This is a genomic window from Cupriavidus sp. 05N39, assembly GCF_056397325.1.
Genome location: NZ_JBFTNE010000040.1, coordinates 26168 through 43458, shown reverse-complemented (window position 1 = coordinate 43458; position 17291 = coordinate 26168). Strand labels below are relative to the sequence as shown.

12 protein-coding genes are annotated in these 17291 nt (G+C 67.5%); 1 reads left to right on the top strand and 11 read right to left on the bottom strand.

Annotation, left to right across the window (positions count from 1 at the left end):
- Positions 1-12: 12 nt before the first annotated feature.
- From AC1DN0_RS20035 to AC1DN0_RS19985, 11 genes are all read right to left on the bottom strand, one after another.
- Positions 13-1089, bottom strand: coding sequence for a branched-chain amino acid ABC transporter permease (locus AC1DN0_RS20035; RefSeq protein ID WP_441629605.1), 1077 nt, complete (start codon positions 1087-1089; stop codon positions 13-15).
- Positions 1090-1096: 7 nt separating this feature from the next.
- The gene (locus AC1DN0_RS20030) at positions 1097-1969 is read right to left on the bottom strand and encodes a branched-chain amino acid ABC transporter permease (protein WP_428180351.1); all 873 of its coding nucleotides are present in this window, start codon (positions 1967-1969) and stop codon (positions 1097-1099) included.
- A gap of 1217 nt (positions 1970-3186) precedes the next feature.
- Complete coding sequence (locus AC1DN0_RS20025) at positions 3187-4776, bottom strand: acyl-CoA synthetase (RefSeq protein WP_477145941.1); 1590 nt, start codon at positions 4774-4776, stop codon at positions 3187-3189.
- Positions 4777-4871: 95 nt separating this feature from the next.
- Complete coding sequence (locus AC1DN0_RS20020; RefSeq protein ID WP_441629603.1) at positions 4872-5657, bottom strand: enoyl-CoA hydratase/isomerase family protein; 786 nt, start codon at positions 5655-5657, stop codon at positions 4872-4874.
- Positions 5658-5720: 63 nt separating this feature from the next.
- The gene (locus AC1DN0_RS20015) at positions 5721-7721 is read right to left on the bottom strand and encodes an acetyl/propionyl/methylcrotonyl-CoA carboxylase subunit alpha (RefSeq protein WP_441629602.1); all 2001 of its coding nucleotides are present in this window, start codon (positions 7719-7721) and stop codon (positions 5721-5723) included.
- Positions 7722-7753: 32 nt separating this feature from the next.
- A complete protein-coding gene (locus tag AC1DN0_RS20010) occupies positions 7754-8908 on the bottom strand; it encodes an acyl-CoA dehydrogenase family protein (protein ID WP_276285953.1) in 1155 nt (384 codons plus the stop codon).
- A gap of 69 nt (positions 8909-8977) precedes the next feature.
- Positions 8978-10600: an acyl-CoA carboxylase subunit beta gene (locus AC1DN0_RS20005; protein ID WP_276285952.1), complete on the bottom strand. Its 1623-nt coding sequence runs from the start codon at positions 10598-10600 to the stop codon at positions 8978-8980.
- A 151-nt stretch (positions 10601-10751) separates the two neighbouring features.
- The gene (locus AC1DN0_RS20000) at positions 10752-11654 is read right to left on the bottom strand and encodes a phosphatidylglycerol lysyltransferase domain-containing protein (protein ID WP_477145940.1); all 903 of its coding nucleotides are present in this window, start codon (positions 11652-11654) and stop codon (positions 10752-10754) included.
- Positions 11651-12463, bottom strand: coding sequence for a TIGR03084 family metal-binding protein (locus AC1DN0_RS19995; RefSeq protein ID WP_441629600.1), 813 nt, complete (start codon positions 12461-12463; stop codon positions 11651-11653). The genes AC1DN0_RS20000 and AC1DN0_RS19995 overlap by 4 nt, the downstream gene beginning before the upstream one ends.
- Positions 12464-12561: 98 nt before the next feature.
- Complete coding sequence (locus AC1DN0_RS19990) at positions 12562-13332, bottom strand: AraC family transcriptional regulator (protein WP_441629599.1); 771 nt, start codon at positions 13330-13332, stop codon at positions 12562-12564.
- A 248-nt stretch (positions 13333-13580) separates the two neighbouring features.
- Positions 13581-15413, bottom strand: a complete 1833-nt coding sequence (locus tag AC1DN0_RS19985) for an acyclic terpene utilization AtuA family protein (RefSeq protein WP_441629598.1) — start codon at positions 15411-15413, stop codon at positions 13581-13583.
- 285 nt (positions 15414-15698) lie between these two features.
- Between AC1DN0_RS19985 and AC1DN0_RS19980 the strand changes: the two genes are divergently transcribed.
- Positions 15699-17267: a fatty acid--CoA ligase gene (locus tag AC1DN0_RS19980; RefSeq protein WP_477145939.1), complete on the top strand. Its 1569-nt coding sequence runs from the start codon at positions 15699-15701 to the stop codon at positions 17265-17267.
- The last annotated feature ends 24 nt before the right edge of the window (positions 17268-17291 follow it).

Sequence of the window (17291 nt, the reverse complement as noted above, 5' to 3'; positions counted from 1 at the left end):
GTGCCGGCCTCCTTATTTCAGGCGCTCGGAGCGCTGGAACGCCTTCTGGCGCCGGAACATGCCCTGGCGATAGAAGGGGAACAGTTCCAGGTAAGTACGGATCTTGCACCAGCGCCCATACAGCCCTAGCGGCTCGAACAGGACAAATGCCATCAGCACCGTCCCGTACACCAGCGCCTGCAGCCCGCTGGCCTGCGCGATGGCCGGCGGCAGGAAATCCTTGGCCAGCACGATCGTCTGCGGCATGACGATCAGGAAGATCGCACCGAGGAAGGCGCCGTGCACCGAGCCCAGGCCGCCCACCACCACCAGCAGCAACAGGTCGATCGACTGGGCGATGCCGAACTGCTCGGGCGAGATATAGCGCAGCTTGTGTGCGTAGAGCGCTCCCGCGATGCCGACCAGCGCGGCGGACAGCGCAAATGACAATGTCTTGTAGCGCGCCAGGTGAATACCCATGCTCTGCGCGGAGATCTCGGAATCGCGGATGGCGATGAACGCCCGCCCGGTGGCGCTGCGCAGCAGGTTGAGCACCGCCAGCGTAGCCAGCAGGCAAACCGCCAGCGCCAGGTAGTAGAACGCCACCGGCCCCTCCAGCACGTAGCTGAACAGTTGCGGCGCGGCCACCGGCAGCCCCGCATTGCCGCCGGTCACGCTGTCCCAGCGCGCCAGGACTTCCTCGACGATCAGCCCGAAGGCCAGCGTCGCGATGGCCAGGTAGATGCCCTTGACCCGCAGCGCCGGCAGCCCCACCACCACGCCCGCCAGCGCCGACAGCGCCCCCGCCGCCAGCAAGGCCGGCACGAAGGGCACGCCGTGGCTGGTCAGCCAGGCCTGCGCATATGCGCCAACGCCCAGGAATGCCGCATGCCCGATCGACAGCAGCCCGGTGTACCCGGACAGTACCATCAGGCCCAGCCCCGCAATGGCGTAGATCAGCACGAAGCCAAGCTGCGCGATCCAGTAGCTGCTGGCCCAGCCCGGCGCGATCAGCAGGCAAACCAGCAGCAAGCCATACCAGAACACGTGGCCGGAGTGCCTTGCCAGGCTGAGGTCCTGGCGATAGTCGGTCTTGAACAGGAATCGCATCGCGTTTCTACACCTTTTTACGCAGGTTCTCGCCGAACAGGCCGTTGGGCTTGATCACCAGCATGACCAGCACCACCACATAGGCCGCCACATCCTTGAAGCCTTCCGGCAGGTAGAAGCCCGCCAGCGACTCCACCACCCCAATCACCAGCCCACCCACGATCGCGCCCGGCAGGCTGCCGAAGCCACCAACCACCGCGGCGGGGAATGCCTTGAGGCCGAGCATGCCCATGCTGGCGTGGACAAAGGTGATGGGCGCCAGCAGCAGGCCGGCGATGGCCGCCACCGAAGCCGACAGCCCCCACACCAGCCCATTCAGCCGCCGTACCGGAATGCCCATGTAATAGGCGGCCAGCTGGTTCTGCGAGCTGGCCTGCATGGCCACGCCGATGCGGCTGTAGCGGAACACCAGGTACAGCACCACGCAGAGCGCGGCGGTGACGCCGATGACCGCCACCTGCTCCACGCTGAGCACCAGCCCGCCGGTGCGCCATACCATGCCCTGGTAAGGCACCGGCAGGGTATGCGTGCCGGCGCCGATGCCCGGCACCATGGTGATCAGGCCGCGCATCACGTAGCCCATGCCGATGGTGAGCATCACTACCGTGAACTGCGGCTGGCCGAGGATGGGGCGAATCGCCAGGCGTTCCACCAGCATGCCGAAGCCGGCCATGCCCGCCACCGTCAGCGGCACCGCCAGCAGCAGGGGCAGGCCGAGCATGGTCAGCACCACGCCGGCGAAGGCGCCGAGCATCATGAACTCGCCCTGGGCAAAGTTCACGGTCTCGGTGGCCTTGTAGATCAGCACAAAGCCCAGGGCGATCAGCGCGTAGATGCAGCCCAGCGCGATGCCCGAGATCGTCAATTGCAGGATCTCCAATCTTGTCTCCTGTGCCGGCCGCCCCTTGCCGCGCGCGGTGTGCGGGTGGCCGGGGTCGATCTCGGAATTGGGTGGGTCACGCGCGCCCGATGGCATCGGGCGCGGCACGTGCCGTCTTGCGCTTCGCCGTGTTGCGACTGATGCGACTGGTGCCACCGTAACAAAACTACCGGTGTGGCTCTTGTGTGGACTGGCTGTATATGGATTGGGGATTACCCATGGATAACGCGGCTGGCGCTGTGCGCCAGTTGCGGGCTGGCGGCTTCGCGTTCCCAAGGGGTTTGCCTGGATTCAAAGCGGGCTTGCCAGAAGTCGAYGGTTGGTCCTGCCATTGGGTGCTCCTCTTCCTTTTGCGAGATATTCTCTCTGCGAAATTTCCTAGCCGAGTTCAGATGGTTCTGGTCTGGTGGGGCGAATGGGCCTTGTGCTTTGCGGGTTGGTCGTTGGTCGTTGATTCTTTGAGCGGCGTTGGTTTTTGGACCCAAGTGCGTACGACATCCCCCTGCGGGGGACGCCGGTCACTCTTCTTTGCTTCGGCAAAGAAGACTAACGAGAAGAAAGCCGACCCTGCCGGGGGCAGAGCAATCAGGCTATTGGGCGTCGGTGGTTTCGTCGTCAGGCCCAAGGTGCTGGCTGGCGGATCCCACCGGCCCAAAGGACGTCGCTTCTGCATGACCCATGGGTTACGTGGTACAGCCCCTGACCTCGTGTGCGGTGAGCGTTCGACCATCTGCCGTTACCGGTGCGCGCCATCACGACACATCGCCCGTCAATGGTTTCGTGGTGGGGCGGGCGCGGTGGTCACGGTCTTGGGCATATCAATCCGGTGCCACCGCGCCCACGACGGAACCGGTGCGCCTGCAACTTCGTGGCCGGCCACTACGCGAGCGACAGACGGCTTGAAGCAAGTGATGTCTGCTACCGGGGGCCGCACCACGAATCCCGGAAGCTGGCAGGATCGTGGCCAGTCAAGCCGGTACCGGCAGAAGCCCGCCGGCACTCCGGGCCGTACGACGAAATCATTGATATTCGAGAGCCTGATTGTTCTGCTCCCGGCAGGGTCGGCTTTCTTCTCGTTAGTCTTCTTTGCCGAAGCAAAGAAGAGTGACCGGCGTCCCCCGCAGGGGGATGTCGTACGCACTTGGGTCCAAAAACCAACGCCGCACAAAGAATCAGCGAAAGAAGCAGCAGACCCCCCCCACCATGGGCCACCCCCCCTACTCCAATCCCATCTCCCTCAACCGCACCTTCAACACCTTCCCCGTTGGATTACGCGGCAACGCCGCCACCACCCTCAACGCACGCGGCAGCTTGTAGCGCGCCAGCCGCGGCTCCGCGAAGGCCTGCAGTTCATCCAGCGTCAGGCTGGCCCCCGGCTTGAGCGCCGCCACGGCGACCACGTRCTCGCCCCAGCGCGGATCGGGCGCACCGATCACGGCGACTTCCGCAATGGCGGGATGCTCGTACAGCACGCTCTCCACCTCAGCCGGGTAGACGTTCTCGCCGCCGGTGATGACCATGTCCTTGAGGCGGTCGCAGACATAGTAGAAGCCTTCTTCGTCGGCATAGCCAACGTCGCCGGTACGGAACCAGCCGCCTTCGTAGAACGCTGCGGCGCTGGCGTCCGGGCGGTTCCAGTAGCCCTTCATGATATTGCCGCCACGCGCGCAGATCTCGCCGCGCGCGTGGGGTTCGGTCAACAGCCTGCCCTCGAAATCGCGGATGCTGACTTCAGTCAGCATGGCCGGCGTGCCACAGGAGCCGAGCTTGTCCTGCGCGCGCCCGGGGTCCAGGAAGGTGGTCGCGGCGGCGGTCTCGGTCAGCCCGTAGCCCTGGTTGACGGGGATGCCGCGCGCAACGAACAGCCGCAACAACGGCTCGGGCATGGGCGCGCCGCCCACCGAGATGCCCCGCAGGCTGGACAGATCGGCCCGTTCGAAATCCGGGTGCTGGCTGACAAACAGCAGCATGGCGGGCACGGCGAAGCTCACCGTCACGCGATGCTCGGCCACCGCCTGCATCACGCCGGCCGGATCGAAGCTGCGCTGCAGCACAAGGTGGCCGCCCGCCATCAGGATGGGCAAGCTCACGCAGCACATGCCGCCAACGTGAAACAGCGGAGCGAAGTTGAGCGCGACATCGCTGCTGGCGAGGTCGCTCATCATCATCACGTTCAGGTTATTGGCCCAGAAGTTGCCGTGCGTCAGCATGGCGCCCTTGGGATGGCCGGTGGTGCCCGAGGTGTACATCACCGCGGCCACTTCATCGGGGTGGGTGGAAGCCGGCGGCGGTGCGGCGTTGGCCTGCGTCATCAGCGGCACCAGTGCCTCCCAGCCCGGCGCCATGGTGCGCCGCAGGTAGCGCCGGCATTCCAGGCCCGCGCGCACCTCGTCGATCAGGCCGGCATGGTCTTCGTCGGCAAACAGCGTATGCACGCCGGCATCGTTGAGGATATACGCCAGTTCCGGGCCGGTCAGCCGGAAATTGAGCGGCACGAAGATGGCGCCCAGCCAGCCGCAGGCGAACTGCGTCACCAGGAACAGCGGATCGTTCAGGCCGAGGTAGCCCACGCGCTGGCCACGGCCTATGCCGCCGGCCGCCAGCACGGCAGCCATCCGTTCCACGTCCGCCACCAGTCCGGCGTAAGTCCAGGTCCGTCCCGCGCAGGTCAGCGCCGGGCGGTCCGGACTGCGCGCGGCGCGGCGGCGCAGCCATTCCGCCATGCCGGGCGCCAGCATGGCCGCGCTGTCGCTGTTGTCATGGATTGCGCCGGCAAGGGCCGGATGCAAGGACGATGCTGCGTTCATATTCGGCTCCCGTTCCTCAAATACCTGGCAACCGGCGCGCCCTTCCCTGCCCGGCGCCCGGATTACCCGTCGATTTGCCCGATCTGCTTCGCGGTCTACTTCCCCGTCCAGACCGGCTTGCGCTTCTCGTTGAAGGCGGCCAGCCCTTCGCGGGCATCTTCGGTCATGGCCAGCAGCGCGATCTGGCTTTCGGTATAGGCGATGCCCTCCGCGAAGCTCATCGACGCCATCGCCTGCATGGCGTACTTGCCGCGCCGTATCGCAGTGGGCGACTTGTCGGCCACGCGGGCGATCAGCCATTCGGTCCGGGCGTCCAGCTCGCCCGGCGCGGCCAGGTGGTTGACCAGCCCGGCGGCCTTGGCCTCGGCGGCGGAAAACGGCTCGCCGCTGATGCACCATTCGCGCACCAGCCGGGGTGGCGCCAGCGTCTGCAGCAGGCTCAGCACCTGCATCGGGAACACCCCTACCTTGACTTCGGGCAGGCCAAACAGCACGTTGTCGGCGGCCACCGCCATGTCCGTCATGCACAGCAGTCCCATGCCGCCTGCCATGCAGGTGCCGTTGATCCGCGCGATGCTGGGCAGCGTGGCCTGCTGCGCCTCGCGCAGCATGTCGGCGTAGTCCACATTAGGCCGCGACAGGTCGAAGGCAAAGCCCTTGCCCGGTTGCAGGTCGCCACCGGCGCAAAAGGCCTTGTCGCCGGCGCCGGTGAGTACGATGGCGCGGATGGCCGGATCGGCGTGAGCCGCCCGGTAGCCGGCGCGGATGCCATCCACCACTTCCTTGTTGATGGCGTTGCGCTTGTCGGGCCGGTTGATGGTGATCCAGAACGCGGCGCCGCGTTTTTCATGCAGGACGGCTGGGGTTTCCGATTCGCTCATGGTGCTCCGCCGGATAGGCTGTGTCTGTGTTCGGGAAAAGGAGAAGGAAGAGGCAGAGGCGGTTCAAGCGGCTGCCTTCACCGGCTCAGCCGGCGTCGCCGCGAACTCGATCTCCGCGATCACGCGCATGGCCGCGGCCTGGTCGCCGATCTGCACATGCACGGCGCCGACCCGCCCGGCAGCGGGCGCCACGTGGATATGCTCCATCTTCATGGCTTCCAGCGTCACCATGGGCTGGCCGGCTTCGACCTGGTCGCCGGCGGCAACCATGACATTGACCACCCGGCCGTTCATCGAGGCGCGCAGCTTGCCATCGCCGGCGGCTTCGCCGGCCCGCGCGGCCGCCGCCCGCGTATGGTCCTCGACGCGCAGCGGCGCGCCCTGGTATTGCAGCAGCAGCGTGTTGCCGTCGCGATGGAAGTCCGCGCTCTCGACCACGCCGTCGCAGCGGAACCGCACGGCATGCTCGCCCAGCGCAAGGGTCTCGAAGGCGAAACGTGTTTCGCCCATGGCGACTTCAAAGCGATTGCCGCCGCCGAACGCCAGCGTGGCCTGATGCTCCGCCCCGTCGAGCCGGTAGCGCAGGCCGATCGGCAGCGTCGGCGCCAGGCTGGCGGCGGGCGCTCCGGGCTGACGCTCGGGGGAAGTCTCGTACAGCAGCAGCGCGGCCAGCGCGGCCGCACGCCGGCGCAGCGGCGCGTCGGGCCGCAACAGCGCATCCTGGTGCTGGCCGATGAAGGCCGTGGTGGCTTCGCCCGCGGCAAAGGCCGGATGCGCCAGGCAGCGGCCCAGGAATACCTGGTTGGTGGTCACGCCGAGCGCCACCAGGTCTTCCAGTCCGCGGGACAGCTTGCGGCAGGCTTCGTCGCGCGTGCCGCCGTGGCTGACCAGCTTGGCGATCATGGAGTCGTAGTAAGGCGGAATCGCCGCGCCACTGCCCAGCGCATGCTCCACCCGCAAGGCGGCCGGCGCCTGCCACAACGCAATGGCGCCGCTTTGCGGCATGAAGCCCCGGTCGGCGTCTTCGGCGCACAGCCGCACTTCGATGGCGTGGCCGGAGAAGGTGACGTCTTCCTGCGCCAGCGGCAGCGGCTCGCCGGCGGCGATCCGCAATTGCAGCGCCACCAGGTCCAGGCCGGTGATCGCCTCCGTCACGGGATGCTCCACCTGCAGCCGCGTGTTCATTTCCATGAAGTAGTAATTACCGTCGCGGTCCAGCAGGAACTCCAGCGTGCCGGCGCCTTCATAGCCGATCGCCTTGACGGCGGCCACGGCGGTGGCGCCCATGCGGGCCCGCAACTCGGGGCTCACCGCCGGCGATGGCGCTTCCTCGATCAGCTTCTGGTGGCGCCGCTGCACCGAGCAGTCGCGCTCGCCCAGGTGGATGGCGTTGCCATAACGGTCGGCCAGGATCTGGATCTCGATATGGCGTGGTTCGATCACGGCCCGCTCCAGAATCACCTCCGGATCGCCGAAGGCGCCCTGCGCCTCCGAGCGCGCGCTACGCAGCAGTTCGGGGAACGACCGCGCATCGGGCACCAGCCGCATGCCGCGCCCGCCTCCGCCCGCCGTGGCCTTGATCATCACCGGAAAGCCGATGCGTCCGGCTTCGGCGCACAGGCGCGCTTCATCCTGGTCTTCGCCCTGGTAGCCGGGGATGCAGGGCACGCCGGCCGCCATCATCAGGCGCTTGGCGCCGGCCTTGTTGCCCATCGCCACGATGGACTCGGCGGACGGGCCGATAAACACCAGCCCCGCCTCGCGGCAGGCCCGCGCGAAGGCGGCGTTCTCGGCCAGGAAGCCGTAGCCGGGATGCACCGCATCGGCGCCGCAACGCCTGGCGGCCTCGATGATGGCGTCGATGCGCAGGTAGGATTGCGCCGGCTGCGCCTCGCCGATATGCACCGCCTGGCCGGCCTCGTGGACATGCCGCGCATCGGCGTCGGCGCTGGAGTAGACCGCCACCGTGCGGTAGCCCAGCGCGGTGGCGCTGCGCATCACGCGCAGGGCGATTTCGCCGCGATTGGCGATCAGGATCTTGTGGAATGGCGTGGGCTGCTTCATGGTGGCCTGTTCTGGTCTTTAGCTTTGAACGCTTACTTCGCCTGGGGAAACGTCCCCATGAACTTGCACAGGATCTGCATCATGACCTCGTCGGCGCCGCCGCCGATGGAGGTGAGCCGCCCGTCCCGGAAGATGCGCGAGATCGGGCTTTCCAGCACATAGCCCATGCCGCCCCAGAACTGCAGGCAGCGATCCGCTACCTCGCGCGACAGCCGGCCCGCCTTGAGCTTGGCCATGGTGGCCAGGCGCGTGGCATCCTCGCCCCGCACCATCATCTCCACGGCGCGCCAGCACAGCGCGTGCAGCGCTTCCACCTCGGTCTGCAGTTCGGCCAGGGTGTAGTGCACCCACTGGTTGTCCAGGATGGAGCGGCCAAAGGCCTTGCGCTCGCGGGTGTACTCGATGGTGAGGTCGATGGCCTTGGCGCACCGGCTGCATGAGCTCAGGGCACCCCACAGCCGCTCCACCTGGAACTGCTCCATCTGGTAGGTAAAGCCCATGCCTTCCTGGCCGATGCGGTAGCGCTGCGGCACGCGCACATCGTCGAAGTAAAGCTGCGCGGTATCGGACGAGTCCATGCCGATCTTGCGGATCTTCTTGGCCACCGAGACGCCCCGGGTCTTCATTGGCACCACGATCAGCGTCTTGTTGCGGTGCGGGGCCCCGTCCGACGTATTGGCCAGCACGCAGCAGAAATCCGCCTGGGTGCCGTTGGTGGTCCACATCTTGCCGCCGTTGATGATATAGTCGTCGCCGTCGCGCCGCGCCGTGGTCTTGATCGAGGCCACGTCGGAGCCGCTGCCCACCTCCGAGACGCCCAGGCAGGCCACGTACTCGCCGCGGATCGCGGGTGCCAGGAATTCGCGGCGCAACTCCGCGCTGCCGTGGTGGGCCAGGGCCGGCGTGGCCATGTCGGTCTGCACGCCGATGGCCATCGGCACGCCGCCGCAGTTGATATCGGACAGCGTCTCAGCCAGCACCGCGCTGTAGGAGTAATCGAGGCCCATGCCGCCATCCTCCTCCGGCTTGGACAGGCCCAGCAGGCCAAGCTCGCCCATCTTGCGGAAGACTTCATGCGCCGGGAAGATCTCGGCCTCTTCCCAGGCATCCACGTACGGATTGATCTGCTCGGCGATAAAGCGCTTGATGGTGGCGCGCAGCGCCTCGTGTTCGGGGGTGAGTTGCATGTCTCGGGTCTCCGTTCTCTGTTCTCTGTGTTCTTGTCTTATGTTCCGGATGGGGCCGTGGCCTTCAGGTCAGGGCCGCGCCACGGCGAATTGCATGGGTTGCGGTGTCCTGGCGTCGCCCTCGCGGCAGACGGCCAGCACATTGGCCAGCACCGCACGCGTATTGCGCGGGTCGATCACGCCATCGTCCAGCACATGGGCGCTGGTGACGAACACGCTCATCTGGCGGTCGAAGCGCTCCACGATGCCCTTCTGCAACGCCTCAAGCTGGTCGGAGTCAGCCTCCCCGCCTTTGCGCTTCATGGCGGCCTCCGTGACGATGGCCATGGTGCGGGCCGCCTGTTCGCCGCCCATCACCGCGGTCTTGGCATTGGGCCAGGAGAAGCAGAAGCGCGGATGGAAGCCCCGCCCGCACATGCCATAGTTGCCCGCGCCGAACGAGGCGCCGCAGTAGATGGTGATCTGCGGCACGGTGGCGTTGCTCACCGCCTGGATCATCTTGGAGCCGTGCTTGATCATGCCGGCTTCCTCGTAGCTGCGGCCCACCATGAAGCCGGTGGTGTTGTTCAGGTAGAGGATGGGCGTGCGCGACTGGCAGCAGGCCTGGATAAAGTGGGTGGCCTTGGTCGCGCCGGCGGGATCGATGGGGCCGTTGTTGGTGATGATGCCCAGCGGCCAGCCTTCGATCTTGATATGGCCGCACACGGTGGCGCCGCCATAGTTCTCGCCGAATTCAAGGAAGTCGGAATCGTCCGCAATGCGCGCGATCACCTCCTTCATGTCGACGGGGCGCTTGTGGTCCATCGGCATCACGCCGAGCAGTTCCTCGGCGTCGTAGCGCGGCGGCTTGAACGCGCGCGGCGCGGCGGCGGGCTGGTCGCGGTTCCAGTCGATCTTGCCCAGGATCTCGCGCGCAATCCGCAGCGCATCGCGATCGTCTTCGGCCAGGTAGTCGCCCAGGCCGGAAACCGAGGTATGCATCACCGCGCCGCCCAGCTCCTCCTCGGTGGCTACCTCGCCGGTGGCCGCCATCAGCAGCGGCGGCCCGGCCAGGAACGCGCGCGAACGGCCCCGCACCATGATGATGTAGTCCGACAAACCGGTCTGGTAGGCCCCGCCGGCGGTGGAGGAGCCATGCGTCACGGTCACCACCGGCAGGCCGGCCGCCGACAGGCGCGCCAGATTGCGGAACAGGTTGCCGCCGCGCACGAAATCCTCGACCTTGTAGGTCATCAGGTTGGCGCCGGCGCTCTCTACCAGTTGCACGTACGGCAGCTTGTTTTCGAGCGCGAGTTCTTGCGCGCGCAGTTGCTTGTCCAGCCCCTTGGGCTGCAAGGCGCCGGCGTTGATGCCGGCGTCCGAGGCGCTGATCATGCAGCGCAGGCCCGATACAAAGCCGATGCCGGCGATCAGGCCGCCGCCGGGTACGCTCTTGTCCAGGTCGGGGTTGTCCAGCCCCAGCCCGGCCAGCGACGACAGTTCGATGAACGGTGCGCCCGGGTCAAGCAGCAGCGCCAGGCGCTCGCGCGGCAGCAACTGCCCGCGCTTCTCGAAGCGCGCGCGCGATGCGGCTGACGTATTGGCGGCACGCTGTTCGAAGGCGCGGATACGTTCCAGCAGGGCTAGCATGCCGGCGCGGTTGGCCTGGAATGCTTCGCTGCCGGCGGAGAGTCTGGATTCGATATTTGCCATGTGGGTTTCACGTTGCTCGAGGCGGCAGTGCGCCGGTGTGAAGTCATGGTAGGGGTGGGAGGCGGTACGGTCTTGCGAGAACTGGCTGTGCTGCTTCGGGCCTTTGGGGGTGCGGTTTCAGAACCAGCGCAAACCGGCCAGCGGCCGCCATTCAGTCCGCGCGCAGCCGCACCCGGTACTTCGGCAGCAAGGCGCCGGGCGCATACGAAAGCTTGGTCTGCCGGAAGTTTTCCAACCCCAAGTCCTGCTCGAAATTCAGCCATGCCACCGGGCGGGCGAAGGCCGTGCAGAAATGGTGGAACATGTACTGGTAGATGCCCTTGAAAGCCACCAGGCCCTTGGCAAAGCGCATGGCGAAGACCGCCGGGCGGATCTCCTGCGCCAGCAAGAAGCCCACCGGTTGCCCGGCCACTTCGTACAAGAAGCCTTCCAGCCCCAGCGCACCGGCGTGCAGCAAAGCCTCGCCGCACGGCGCGTCATCGGCCTCGCCCTGGGCCTTGTGCCTGGCGTGCATCCATCCTTCGTGCACGGAGAGGGCTTTCCGGGCGAGTCCGGCGTGGTAGGGCCGCGCGGTGACGGCATGCGCGGCCAGCAGTTGCTTCATGAGGTTGCGCTTCTTGGCCAGGGTGGTACCGCGATAGCCCGCAAAGTTGGCGGCCGGATAGAGATAGTCGGCGTYGGCACGCGCTTCGTTCCCGGTGAAGACGGCGGGATCGAGGCGCGCCATCYGGGCCGAGGAAAGCGGATAGAAACAATGGTGCTCGCAAAGCAGCGCCTGCAGGACGTGGCGCGGCGCCGTGGCGAGATCGAACAGCGGCAGCGCGTGGCGCGCGCCGTCATAGGTCAGGCCGCTGATATGCGGATAGCGGCCGCCAAAGTACCGGTAGGCGTGGGCTTGCCGGAACAGATACAGGTTGGCGAAGGCGTGTTCGGACAGGCAGGTTTCGGCCGGGTCCACGCTGAGGGCACGCAGGGCCGAATCGATCCCGGCGGCCAGTGCCAGCGTGAGCGGTTCGCCGGCCGCCACGCACTGCGGTAGTGCGAACCCGTTCACTCCGCGGGCGCCGTGCGCAATACACGCGTGCCGGCGGCCGGTCCGGTGGCGGGTGGCCCCGCGAAGCACTGTGCCTGCGCCAGCCATCGTTGCGCCGGGCCCGGGCTGTACCGCAGCCGGGTGTCGTCCAGGTGGCGGCGCTGAGTGACCAGCAGGCAGAAATCCTCCGCGCTGCCGCGTACGAAATTGTCCGGCTGGGGTTCGTTCCAGGTCCATTGCCCGCCATCGGGCGCGCTGAGTTCCACGTACGGCGCCGGCCCCGGCACCGGCTCGCCGCGATTGACGAAGGTCCACCCATAGGTGGTGGCGCCGATATGCGCGATATGCTTCAGGCGGGCCGTGGGCGCGCGCGCCCGGCCCGCCGTGTCCCAGACATCCTGGCCATGCGCCCAGGTCTCCATCAGCCGCGCAGTGGCAAAGCTGCGTGCGCTCATGGGCGGCCCGTACCAGGGCAGGCGCGCTTTGGGATCGAGCGCGGCAAGGGTCTGCACCAGCCGCTCGTACACGGGCTGCCAATACGCCAGAAGTGCCGGCCCGTCGAGGTGGCCGTAGACTTCCCGCGCCACAGCGCTGATATGCCCGCCCGCCGCCATCAGCGTGTTGAGCGCCTGCGCGTCACGCAGGAAGGCTTCCGGATCGGTGGCGGACTGCAGCGCGGTCTGGTCGAAATAGCACAGGTGGGCAATCTCGTCCCACGCGCTCCAGTCATGGAAGGCGCTGGGCTGGCGCCATTGCGCGGGGCTGAGCGAGGCGGCAAGCGCGTGCAACTCGTTGTATTCGGCCAGCAGGTCCTGGCAGGTCTCTTTCATGGGGTGGTATCCCGCTGCCCTTGACGGGCTGATTGTCGTTGGCCGCCATTGTGACGCAAGGCGCCCCGGCGATCTTGCGCCAACTGGTCGCCGCCGGCCTACAGCGGGCGGCAGGCTGTCAGCGGCGGCAGCCCATGCAGCGCCAGCTTGCGCGAACCGGCAAAGATGTCCCGCGGCTTGAGGCCGTAGACACGGCGGATGGAATGGCTGAAATGGGTGGAATCCGGATAGCCCGTATCCAGCGCGACTTCCGCCAGGTTGGCCTCCTGCGTGACGTAGTGCAGCAGGCTGCGGGCGCGTTTCCAGGTACGGAAGGTGCGGAACGGCGTACCGACTTCCTCCTTGAACAGGTGCAGGAAACGCGAGAACGACAGGTTGGCATCGCGCGCATGATCGGTGGCCGCGCTGCGGCTCCCCGGATCGCTCTTGATTTGCCGCACCGCCGCATCGATACGGGGGTCGAGTGCGCGCGGCGGCAGCGGCTCCCCCAGCAACAGCGTATCCAGCAGGCGGGGATCCAGTTCCGGCCGGTGCATGCCGCGCAACTGGGCGATCAGGTCGCGCGCATGCTGGGCCAGGCGGGGCGCGGCCAGCGCGCCGCCGGGGCCGCGCAGCAGCGCGGGCAAGCCTGACATATCGACGGTCTCGGGCTCGATCAGGAAGCCGCAGAGAGTGCGGCTGTCCGACGCGATGCGGTGCGGCACATAGGGCGGCACGAATGCAATTTCGGCCGTCTCCCACCCACCCTGCGCAACGCTCAGGCGAAACGGCGCGTCCAGCGCCACATACAGCAGGATGGCGCCGATGGAGCGCACCGACGGCGCGCCAAGCAGGCCGACGTAGAGCACGCGGTCGGGGTCGATCCACATGAAACTTCCGCTCGGCCGGTCGCAGGACCGGGCCGGGGTATCCCGCTTGCATTCCAAGACTGGCGGCATCTGGTCTCACTGTTCGCGGCGCCGCGAGTGACTGACGGCTGGCACCTGGTTCGGCAAGAAGGCGCGGGCTCCGGCAGCCGCACCGCGGCTTCCCGCACCTCCAGCATCATGCCAGCGAAGCCGGCCGAACAGCGCTCCGATGGGGTTTATCCCGATGCCCGCATGGCCCGCGGACTGGCTCATGCTCCCAGTGCCCTGGCCAGCCCGGGCGGGACCCGCACCGGCATCGCCAGCAAGACCTGCCCCATCCCCTTGCCCAGCGGGTCGTTGCGCAGCGAGGCCATGCCGCCCCCGCCGAGCGCCTGCTCGCAGAGGAAGTTGAAGGCGCCGATGCCGGGCAGGAAATAGCGCGTCACCCTGCCCTTCACGTTATGGGCGAGGAACGCGGCCACCGCGGCCTCGCTGAGTTGCCCCGCGATCAGCGGCAGATAGGCGGCATCGCGCGCGATGATGCCGATGTTGGAGAAATCGCCCTTGTCGCCGCTGCGGCCATAGGCCAGCCTGATCAACGGGACTTCGACCCAGTCTCCGCCGGGCTCCGCCGGGGCGAACGCGGAGGATGCGGTGGCAGCCCCGTTTCCGGAGGCCGGGCTGGCCTGGGCTTCGTCTCCGGGGACGAACGCCGCCGGCAACGGCAGCGGCTGTTCGTCCAGCCAGACGGCGGGCCGGACCATCGTCTTTGGCACCAGGAAGGGAAACTGCTTGATGGCCAGGCTGACGGAAGGCCGCCCGCCCACCCCGGTGGTGCCGGGCGACCACGACGTGCCAGCCGGCGCGATCTCGCGGGCGAACAGTTCCAGCGCGCGCTTGTCCGGGTGGGCCACCGCCAGCCACATCACGGCCTCGAACAACGGCGGCTGCGGCACGTGCGGGCCAAAGGACGCGGCGGTGCCCAGCACGTCCAGCCGGGTCTCGGTGAAGTCCGGCAGCCCGGCCCGGGCCAGCAAGGCGCGGCTGCGCTCCAGGAAAGCCTCGCCGCTGCGCCGCGCCTTGCGCACGGCGTCGAAGCCGACGATGGTCAGTTGCGCCGAACAGCGGTAGCCGTCCGCATATGTGGCCGACACCTTGTAGCTGGCGGTAGGCGCGCGGCCCCTGGCGCCTTGCACCTCCACCAGGTCCGGGCCGGCCTGGCGCAGCGTGACGCCCGTGAAGTCGCAGATCACGTCGGGCAACAGGTAGGCGGCCGGATCGCCGATCTCGTACAGCATCTGCTCGCCGACCGTGGCGGGATTCACCAACCCTCCGGTGCCGGGCGGCTTGCCGACCAGGAAGGTGCCGTCGGAACGGCAGGTCACCACCGGATAACCGATGTTGGCCCAGTCCGGCACCTGCTCCCAGTCGGTGTGCAGGCCGCCGGTGGCCTGGCAGCCGCACTCGATGATGTGTCCAGCCAGGCTGCCCGCCGCCATCAGGTCGTACGCCCCCGGCTCCCAGCCGAACTCATGCATCAGCACGCCGAGCGTCACCGCGCTGTCCACGCAGCGCCCCGTGATCACGATATCGGCGCCGGCATCCAGCGCGGCCCGGATCGGCACGGCGCCCAGGTAGGCGTTGGCGGTCAGGATGCGCGCGGGCATGGCGGCGCCGGTCTGCATATCCCGCACGCCGGACTCCCGCAGCGCATCCAGCTGCGGCAGGAGGTCGTCGCCATCGACCACGGCCACCCGCACCGGCACGCCCAGTTCCTCGGCCAGCTTGCGCACCGCTGCCGCGCACGCGCGCGGGTTCACGCCGCCGGCATTGCCGACGATACGGATGCCCTGCGCGAGGGCAGGCTTGAGTACAGCGCGCAAGGCGCCGGTGACGAAGTCCAGCGCATAGCCGGCTTCCGGGTTCTTCAGCCGCGCGGCGGCCAGCAGCGACATGGTGAGTTCGGCCAGATAGTCGAACACCAGGTAATCGACCTCGCCCTTCTCCACCAACTGCACCGGTCCGATCCCGCTGTCGCCCCAGAAGCCCGAGGCGCCGCCGATACTTACGGTTTCCTTGCCCTGCCGATTTTGCTTGTTCATGGACGTGCTTTCCTCTTCCTTCCGCTAGCGATTGGCGTGTCGCCGATGCGTCGGCCTGTCATGTCGCATCGACCCTCGCCGGCACGATAGCCAGACGCTGCCGGCACGTCTTGCGTCAATTGGCTCCTGCCTGGCGGGCAACGCACGGCGCTCACCCCGCCGGATTCATATATGCACAGTGCTAATCGTTATTTCCAGAAAAGCGGCGCGGACTTTATATTCGACGGTTTTCGCCGGTCGGCGTGGCCGCTGGCGTCTCCTCATCCTCGCTGCCGGAGCATTGCCTTGAGTCACGTCCTTACGCTGGGCGACACCCTTTCCTGGCCCGCGCGCTACCTGCCGCGCAAGACCGCGCTGGTTGCCGGCATGGGCGCCAGCCGCCGCACCTGGACCTATGCCGAACTGGACGCGGAGGTGAACCGCCACGCCCACGCCCTGCTGTCGATCGGCGTCGGCCGCGGCGATGTGGTCGCGGCCTTCCTCTACAACACGCCGGCCTTCGTTTTCAGCATGCTGGCGGCGGCCCGGGTGGGCGCGATCTTCAACCCGGTCAACTACCGGCTGGCGGCGCAGGAACTGGCGTTCATCCTGGAAGACGGCAAGGCCAAAGCCCTGCTGTTCGAGCGGGAAGGTGCGGAGGTGGTGGAAAAAGCGGCCGGGCTGGCGCCCGGCACGACGCGCTGGATCTATGCCGATCCCGAACCCGCGCCGGCCTTCGCCACGCATCACCTGGACACGCTTGCCACAGGCCAGCCGCATGAGGCGCCGGGGATTGCCGTCGGGGAGAACGATCCCTGCATCCTGATGTACACCAGCGGCACCACCGGCCGGCCCAAGGGGGTTCTGCACACCCACCGCAGCAAGCTCGCACACAACGCGATGATGCATCAGGCGATGACGCTCTCCCGCGAGGACGTCGGCCTGTCGATCGCCCCGCTCAACCACACGGCGGAACTGCACACCAGCTTCCTGCCGCGCCTGCACCTGGGCGCCACGCAGGTGCTGCAGCGGCGCTTCGATGCGGGCGAAGCCTGGCAATTGGTGGAAGCGGAAAAAGTCACGCACTTTTTCGCCGCGCCGACGATGGTCGGCATGATGCTCAACCACCCGGAGGCCCACACGCGCGATTTGTCGTCGCTGCGGCTGGTCGAGTATGGCGGCGCATCGATGGCGCCGCACCTGATCCGCGAGTGGGACCGTACCGTCGGCGCCGGGCTGGTGCAGGTCTACGGCACCACCGAGATGGGACCCTGCATGTCGGTGCTGTATCCGCACGAGCAACTCAGCCACGCCGGCTCGGCCGGCCTGCCCTCGCTCAACCATGATCTGGTGGTAGCGGCCTTGCGCGAAGACGGCGCGCCTACCGATCCGGCCGAGCGTTGCGCGCCCGGCGAAGTCGGCGAGATCCTGGTGCGCGGGCCGTGCATGATGGCCGGCTACCTGAACCGTCCGGACGCCAACGCGCGCGCACTTGCTCACGGCTGGTACCACACCGGCGACCTCGGCAGCCTGGATGAAGACGGCTACCTGTGGGTGCGCGACCGTATCGACTACATGATCAACTCAGGGGCCGAGAATGTGTATCCGCGCGAGGTGGAGGATGCGCTGATCGAGCATCCGGCCGTGCTGGAAGTCGCCGTCATCGGCGAGGCCGACGCCACCTGGGGGCAGTTGGTCTGCGCCTACGTGGTGGCCAAGGCGGGGGCGCAAGCCAGCGCGGAAGTGCTCGACGGTTTCCTGGTGCACGGGGACCGGCTGGCCGCCTATARGCGGCCGCGCCGGTATTACTTTGTGGATGCGCTGCCCAAGACCACGAGCGGGAAGATCCAGAAACACTTGCTGCGGGTGAAATGAAGATGGCGGGCCGCGGGCCCGCCA